The organism is Myxococcus sp. AB025B (assembly GCF_006518215.1).
Classification (GTDB): domain Bacteria; phylum Myxococcota; class Myxococcia; order Myxococcales; family Myxococcaceae; genus Myxococcus; species Myxococcus fulvus.
The window spans coordinates 1-7,446 of sequence record NZ_SRLW01000400.1; the positions used below are offsets into that span (position 1 = coordinate 1).

General features: G+C 73.4%; 6 protein-coding genes. 4 read left to right on the forward strand and 2 right to left on the reverse strand.

The features are described from left to right. The first annotated feature begins 23 nt into the window (after positions 1 to 23). The gene (locus tag FL311_RS38995; protein WP_305036185.1) at positions 24 to 905 is read left to right on the forward strand and encodes an OPT/YSL family transporter; all 882 of its coding nucleotides are present in this window, start codon (positions 24 to 26) and stop codon (positions 903 to 905) included. A gap of 13 nt (positions 906 to 918) precedes the next feature. Here FL311_RS38995 and FL311_RS39000 read toward each other — a convergent pair whose 3' ends face one another. Beyond that, positions 919 to 4,947, reverse strand: coding sequence for a serine/threonine-protein kinase (locus tag FL311_RS39000; protein ID WP_141332722.1), 4,029 nt, complete (start codon positions 4,945 to 4,947; stop codon positions 919 to 921). Between the two features lie 132 nt (positions 4,948 to 5,079). Between FL311_RS39000 and FL311_RS46015 the strand changes: the two genes are divergently transcribed. Both FL311_RS46015 and FL311_RS39005 read left to right on the forward strand, forming a co-directional pair. Continuing rightward, a complete protein-coding gene (locus tag FL311_RS46015) occupies positions 5,080 to 5,214 on the forward strand; it encodes a hypothetical protein (RefSeq protein WP_255510400.1) in 135 nt (44 codons plus the stop codon). Between the two features lie 50 nt (positions 5,215 to 5,264). Beyond that, positions 5,265 to 5,618: a DUF1428 domain-containing protein gene (locus FL311_RS39005; RefSeq protein WP_141332723.1), complete on the forward strand. Its 354-nt coding sequence runs from the start codon at positions 5,265 to 5,267 to the stop codon at positions 5,616 to 5,618. Between the two features lie 76 nt (positions 5,619 to 5,694). Here the strand turns inward: FL311_RS39005 and FL311_RS39010 are convergent, their stop codons facing one another. After that, on the reverse strand, positions 5,695 to 7,188 hold the full coding sequence (locus tag FL311_RS39010; RefSeq protein ID WP_141332724.1) for a Do family serine endopeptidase: 1,494 nt from the start codon (positions 7,186 to 7,188) through the stop codon (positions 5,695 to 5,697). A 78-nt stretch (positions 7,189 to 7,266) separates the two neighbouring features. Here FL311_RS39010 and FL311_RS45690 point away from each other — a divergent pair. Further along, positions 7,267 to 7,446 (forward strand): hypothetical protein (locus tag FL311_RS45690; RefSeq protein WP_228557374.1); only part of this gene is annotated, 180 nt, incomplete at its 3' end.

The window sequence follows — 7,446 nt, forward strand, 5'->3', positions numbered from 1 at the left end:
TATAAGAGACAGGCTCGGCGGCGGTGTCGCTCACGGCGCAGGCGCGGGACTTCTGGCGGGCGGCGAAGGACCTGGGCTCGCTGCGGAGCGGCGCGGGACTGCCCCGGTGGGCGTGGCTGAGCGGGGGTGGGGCCTGGGTGCTGGCGCTGGGGCTGGGCGTGGGCGTGTATGGGATGAGCGCGGCGCAGGTGGTGCTGGCGTTGGTGTTGGTGTTGCCGCTGTGCGCGGTGTGCGCGCGAGGCGCGGGGCAACTCGACGTGTCGCCGGTGTCGCAGGTGGGCCAGCTGTCGCAGGTGGCGGCGGGCGTGCTGCTGCCCGGGGGCGTGGGGCCCAACGTGGCGGTGGGCGGCGTGGTGTCCGGCGCGGCGGCGCAGACGGGCGTGAGCCTGTGGGCGCTCAAGGCGGGGCACCTGCTGGGTGCATCGCCGGGGCGGATGCTGGGGGCGCAGCTGTTGGGTGTGCTCGCGGGCTCGTTGGTGAGCGTGCCGGCGTACCTGTTGCTGACGCGGGCGTATGGCTTGGGTTCAGAGGCGCTGCCCGCGCCGTTCGCGCAGCAGTTCCGCGCGGTGGCGGAGCTGGCGTCGAGAGGGTTGGATGGCTTGCCGCCGAACGCGCTGTTCGCGGGGAGCGTGGCCGCGGGCGTGGGCGCGCTCCTGACGTTGCTGGCGCGAGGGCGCGCGGCGCGGTGGGTGCCCTCGCCGGTGGCGATGGGCATCGGCTTCATCCTGCCGGCCTACTTCGCGGTGACGTTGTGCCTGGGCGGTGTGCTGGCGGCGGTGGCGCGCTGGCGCTGGCCGGCCTCGACGGGACGCAATGTGCCCGCGCTGGCGGCGGGAGCCATCGCCGCGGAGTCGCTGGTGGGCGTGGCGCTCGGCGCGCTCAAGCTGCTGGGCTTCATGGCGTAGCGGGTGACGCTGACTACACGGGCAGCTGTCCATCTCGAGCGCGCTCGAGTGAACGGCGGATGCGAACCTCCATGAGGTTGGGCATCCGGGAGGCGAGCTGGAGCGCCTCGGTGAGGATGCGCACCGCCTCATGTGTCTCGTCCCGCCGCAGCGCCGCCAGGCCCATCATCTCCAGCACCTCGAGCGGCTCCTGCTCCACGGACACCTGGCTGGAGCGCTCGCGCAGCGCCGCCCACTCCTTCGCCGAGGCGTCGCGCGTGGACAGCTCCACCATGGAGAACAGCACCTCCTCGGGGGGACTCAGCTCCACGCCATTGCGGTTCTCGGAGAGCACCTGCTTCACCTGCGCGAGCAGCTCGCGCGCCCGAGCCTGTCTCCCCGTCCACGCCATGGTGCGAGCCTGGAGCAGCAGCGCCCACGGGCGCGGCGCCACCTCCGGGTGCCGACGCTCCAACGCAATCGCCCGCGCGATGTGCGGCGCGGCGGCGTCCACGTCGCCCGCCTGGTAGTGCAGCTCGCCCAGGTTGTGCTCCGCGAAGTACTCCCAGCCCACCATGCCCAGCTCGCGACCCAGGTGCATGAAGCGCTGCTGGTCCTTCAGCGCGCTCGCCAAATCCCTGCGCGCCACCCACAGGTTGCGGCGGTTGTTGATGGCGCTGCCCAGGTGGAACAGGTCTCCGCGCTCCGTGCACGCGTCGACCACCTCCGCCAGCACCCGGTCCGTCTCGTCGATGTCGCCCAGGTTGGGGAGGATGACGGCCAGCAGCAGCTGCGACACCACCTGCGTCTCGTAGCCCGCGTCCCCCAGCCGCTTCGCGAAGACCGCCGCGGCCTCCAACGGCTCGCGGGCCTCCTGCCACTCACCCTTGCGGAACAGCGCGCGGCCCAGGGCCAGCAGCAGCCGGCTCTGCACGTACGCCGACCGCACCTGCATCGCCATCGCCTGGGCTTCCAGCGCACGCTCCTCGCTGGCCGCGTAGTCGTTCACCCAGTCCAGCGCCATCGCCTCGTCCAGCAGCAGCTCCACCTCGGAGCGCACATCCCCCAGCCTGCGAGCCCGCTCCCGCGCCGCCGCGAAGTCCGCCAGCGAATCGTCATACCGACCGATGCGGATGCGCATCAGCCCCCGTCCCCGCAGCGCGGTGAGGCAGCGCAGCTCATCCTCCGGGGCCAGCAGCTCCAGCGCCCGCGTGTACATGGCCTCCGCGTCGAGGAACGCATGACGTCCCCGCGCGGACTCCGCCAGGTCGATGGAGAGCGCGGCGGCCTCCTCGCGCAGGTCCGCCGCGGCGGCGTGCAGGGCCAGTCGAGGCAAGCGCTGTCGCTCGCTGGCGCCCGCGGGCCCCAGGTAATACCGGTACGCCGCGCGGTGGATGCGCTGTCGCTCGGCGGCCGGCAGCGTGGCGGCCACCGCGTCACGGAGCAGTTCGTTACGGAAGCTCAACCCCTCCTGCCGATGCGACACGAGCAACCCGGAGTCCAACAGCCGCCGCGTCGCGTGGCCCGCATCCAACGGGAACCCACCCGCCGCGCCATCCCGCTCCAGCTCCCGCACCACGCCCTCCGCCGTCGCGGCGGTGAAGTCCGTGCCCAACAAGGCACACAGCCGCGCGTGCGCGGCGAGCGTCGAAGGCAGCGCGCCCAGCTCCCGGTCCGCCAGCCACTCCACCAGCCGCAGCTCGGGGACCTTCTCCACGCCGTCGGTGACCAGGTACCAGCTTCCGCCCGGCGCGCGCTGACGCACCAGCCCCTGGCGCTTGAGGCCGCGCACCAGCTCCACCAGGTACAAGGGCACGTGCTGGGCGCGCTCGACGATGCGCTCCACCGCCTGCGCGGGCACGTTCTCCACCGGCTTGAGGAGCATGCGGCACAGCTCCTGCGACGGCTCCGCCGCGAGCGCCCGCAGCGACACGGTGACCTGCCGCGCGGCGCGTGCGCCCCACAACGGCCGGCTCTTCTCGAACCCCGGCCGCGCCAGCACGCACACCCAGATGGGCACGCTCGCCTCGGCGAGGCACGCGTACTCCAGCGCGTCCAGCGCCGTCTCCTCCGCGAAGTGCGCGTCGTCGATGATGAGGCACAGCGGCCGCTCACGCGCGGTGGCCGCGAGCAGCTCACCGGTGGCGCGCATGGCCAGGGAGCGCAGCGCGCCCGGCGCCGCCGCCCAGCTCTGCAGCTCCGGCCCGCCCGGCGCGTACCAGCCCAGCGTCGCGGCCACGCCCGGCCACAGCTCCGAGCCCAGCGTGGGCCCCAGCCGCTGCATGATGGACGCGCGGCCCTGCTCCTCGGTGTCCGTGTCGTCGCTCTCGAAGGCGTTGAGCGCGCAGCGCAGCAGCGTGCGCAGCGTACCGTCCGGGTCGCCCTGCACCGGCTCGCGCGAGCGCGTGCTGTACATCCGCGCCAGCGGCAGCTGCAACTGGAGCTCCCGCACCAGGGCCGCGGACAGGTGGCTCTTGCCCAGCCCGCGCTCGCCCAGCACCGTGACGAGCGTGGGCGCCGCCTCACCCACCGCCGCGCGGGCGCTGTCCACCAGCGAGGCCAGCTCCGCGTCGCGGCCCACCAGCACCTCGCTGCCCAACTGCAGCACGGTGATGTCCGGCCGGGGCGCGGCCCCCGGTGACGCCGGACGCAAGAGGCCCGGATGGTTGGGCACCTCCGTGCACGGCACCTCCGGCACGGCCTCCGCGGCGGCGGGGGACAACAGGAGCCCGTGCGCGTCCGGGCCCGTGGGGTAGCGGTCCGCGCGGGCGAAGATGGCGCCCAGGTAGCGCGGCGCTCCGGTGGGACGGCGCTGCACGGTGACGGCGGACACGTCCACGAGCGCGCTCGCGGCCAGGCCCCGCTCGGCCATCCCCTCCGCGGCGCGCATGGCGCGGCGCACGGGGTTCTCTCCGACGTCCGGGTCGAACACCGCCGCGATGCGAGGCCCGTCCGTGTGCGCCAGGTGCCCGCCGTAGGAGCCCAGCCCCTTCTGCACGCTGACCGGGTTGGAGCGCGAGGTGAGGAAGAGCACGGCCACGGAGCGGCGCACCTGCGCGGGCCGGGGCTCGCCGGGCGCGGTGGGGCGGGGCGTGACGGGCTCGAGGGGCCTGTGCGCGTGCGAGAAGGCCTCGCGCAGCGCGGTGGCCAACGCGGCGGCGTCCTCGGGCCGGCGCGAGCGCTCCTTGGCCAGACACCGCAGCACCACCTCCTCCAGCGCGGGCGGCACCGGCGCGAAGTCCGACGGCGGCGGCGGCCGCAGCGCCAGGTGGGCCTGGAGCACGTCGGGCGTCGAGCCGAAGAAGGGCGGCCGTCCGGTGAGCATCTCGTAGAGCAGCACGCCCAGCGCGTACACGTCCGTGCGCGCGTCCACGTTGGCGTTGCCCGCGCACTGCTCGGGGGCCATGTACTCGGCGGTGCCGGCGAAGCCCGAGGTGTCGCTCGTCGTCGCGCCCTCGCCGGGCAGCGCGGTGCCCTCCTGGGGTGTGGTGCCTCGCACCAGGCCGAAGTCGAACACGCGCACCTGTCCGCCACCGTCCTCGTTGAGGAACAGGTGCTCGGGCTTCAGGTCACAGTGCGCCAGCCCGAGCGCGTGCACTCGGGCCACCGTGTCCGCCACCGACAGCGCCAGCTGGGGCAGCTCCTGCGCGGGCACGGGCCCGGAGGCGCGCGCCAGCCGCTCCGCCAGCGTGGGCAGCGGCACGTGCTCCATGACGAGGAAGCGCACGCCGCCGGCGAGCACGCCCTCCTCGTACAGCGCGGGGACGGTGGGAGGGCCCAACTGGCGCAGCGCCTCCGACTCGCGGATGAGCTGGGCGCGCGCCAGGGCATTGCCCGTGCGGGCCAGCTTGATGGCCACGCGCTGGTGGTCCGTCTCCCGCCGAGCGCCGAGCAGCACGCCGAAGCCGCCCTGCGCCAGCACGCCCTCCACCTGGTAGCCGGGGATGCGCGGCGGCGTCGGCTCCACGGACGTCGCTCGTCCCGCCCCGTCTGGGGATGGACTCGGCGGGCACGGCGCATGGGAGCCTTCCCAGCGCCGCCCACATGTCTGGCAGCGCGGCACGCCGACACTCTACGCCAAACGCCCTGGGGATTCAGGACACCGGTGGGAAACCCCTGGGGTCGCTTTCGCATCACCTGGACCCGGGGGCCGCCTGCCCGGCAACGGCGCGTTGGTTGCCCCAGTCAAGCGTCGGTGCCGTCATGCCGGCCCTCCCTCCTCGACCGGGACATCCTCTGGAAGCGGCTGGCGAAGGAGGGCATCGACAGCGTGCGTCAGGTCTCCGTGGACGACGTGTGGAGCGCGCTGCGCTTCCGTCCGGCGAAGTGATGCGTGGAAACGGGGTAGGGTTCCGGCCTTCTCGTGGAGGGAGGACGGCAATGCCCTACGTCGATGGTTTCCTGCTGCCGCTGCCGAAGAAGAACGTCGCCGCCTATCGCAAGATGTCGCGCAAGGCGGGCAAGCTCTGGCGCGAGCACGGCGCGCTCCAGTACATCGAGTCCATCGAGGATGACCTCCCCGAGAGCCTCACCCGCGTCTCGTTCGCCCGGGGCGTGAAGCTCAAGCCCGACGAGGCCGTGGTGTTCGCCTTCATCGTCTACAAGTCGAAGGCGGACCGGAACCGGGTGAACAAGAAGGTGATGGCCGACCCACGGCTGGGCTCGCCCGAGGACGTGCCCTTCGACAGCAAGCGGATGATCTGGGGCGGCTTCAAGTCGATTGTCTCGCTGTAGCCGCCCTCACGGATGAGGACTCGACGACGTCCGGCGGGTGGGAGGGGAAGACGCCCCGCCGGACGTCGTGAGCGACTCAGGGAACTTCGAGCGCGCGCAGCACGGTGTTCTCGGACTCCGGGGCGCGCACGCGCAGGAGCAGGGCGGCGCCGGACTTCGCTCCCGTCAGGCTGCGCACGGCGTCGGAGGCGCTGGACACCTTGTCGTCGCCGACCTGCACCAGGATCATCCCGGGCTGCAGGCCCGCGCGCTCGGCGGGGCCGCCGGGCTCCACCTCGGTGATCTGCGCGCCGCCGTCGGGCGCGTCACGCAGGCCGATGCCCAGCTTGCGCGTGGAGGGCGCGGTGCTGTTGCGAGGCGTGAGCTCCTCCTCGCCGCGCTGGGTCGGGCGGGTGCCGAGCGTCACGTTCACCGTCATCGGCTTGCCGCCGCGCACCAGGTCCACCTTCACGCTGCTGTCGGGCTTGAGCAGCGCGACGGCGCGGGTGAGGGCTCCGGCGGAGTCCACCGCGCGGCCGCCGACGGAGGTGATGATGTCCTCCTCCTTGAGGCCCGCCCGGTCGCCGGGGCCGCCCCGGCTGACGCCCGCCACCACCGCGCCCTTGTTCGCGTCCACCTTGAGGGCCCGCGCCAGCTCCGGCGTGAGGTCCTGGATGGACAGGCCGAGGAAGCCGCGGCGCACCACGCCCGTCTCCTGCAACTGGGGCAACAGCGCGCGGATGAGGTTGCTGGGCACCGCGAAGCCGATGCCGCTGGCGCCGCCGATGATGGCGGTGTTCATGCCCACCACTTCCCCCTGCATGTTGAACAGCGGGCCGCCGGAGTTGCCGGGGTTGATGGCCGCGTCCGTCTGGAGGAAGTCGTCGTAGGGGCCCGAGTGGATGTCCCGCGCCCGGGCGGAGAGGATGCCCGCGCTGACGCTCGAGTCCAGGCCGAACGGGTTGCCGATGGCCATCACCGGGTCGCCCACGCGCAGCGCGTCCGAGTCACCCAGCGGCACGAACGGCAGGTTGCCCGCCACGCCCTTGAGCTTGAGCAGCGCCACGTCGGTGAGCGGATCTCTCCCGAGCACCTCCGCTTCATACGAGCGGCCGCCCTCCAGCTTCACGCGCACCAGGTCCGCGCCGTCCACCACGTGGTTGTTGGTGAGCACGGTGCCGGAGGCGTCGATGATGAAGCCCGAGCCCAGCCCCTGCCGCGGCGGCGCGTTGCCCTGCATCCCGGGCGGCAGGCCGAAGCGCTCCGCGAAGCCGGGAGGAAGGCCCTGCCTGCCGGACATGCGGCGCGGGCGGGCCTGCACCTCGACGTAGACGACGGCGCCCTTCACGGACTCGACGAGCGGGGCCAGCGAGGTGACGGTGCCGGCCGTCGCCGGGTTGAAGCGCGCGGGCTGCACGGGCGCGCCGGAGGGCGTCGCGGCGGCGGCCACGGCCGCGGGCACGGTGGACGCCGCGTTGGAGGTGTTGGGCGAGCCGAGTGCCTGGGCCTGTCCGCACGCGAAGCCCAGCGTCGCGGCGGGAAGGAGGGCCAGGGCACCGAGGAAACGGCGAGAGGGGAGCGAGCAGGCCATCGTTCGTTCTCCGAAGAGGCCGGAGGTGAGTCCGGCTGGGAAAGGGGTGTCAGGAGTCGGTCCGGAAATGGGGAGCCCGTGGAGAAGCTCCTCCTGGAGGTGGAAAGGTCTGCCGCTGGTCGTCCCCCGACTCCCGACGGCTTCCTGGCTCGGGGCTCGTTCCGCGAGTCCCCACTTCCGAACCGACGTCCGGCTCCATTGCAGATGCCGGGCCAGCGCTTCGTGCGAGGGATTCCCTCGGAGGGTGGGGGCGTGGGG

Excerpts from the sequence above, each read along its gene's own strand:
- FL311_RS39010 (WP_141332724.1), bottom strand. The coding sequence starts at position 7,188 with ATGGCCTGCTCGCTCCCCTCTCGCCGTTTCCTCGGTGCCCTGGCCCTC.
- FL311_RS39005 (WP_141332723.1), top strand. The coding sequence starts at position 5,265 with ATGCCCTACGTCGATGGTTTCCTGCTGCCGCTGCCGAAGAAGAACGTC.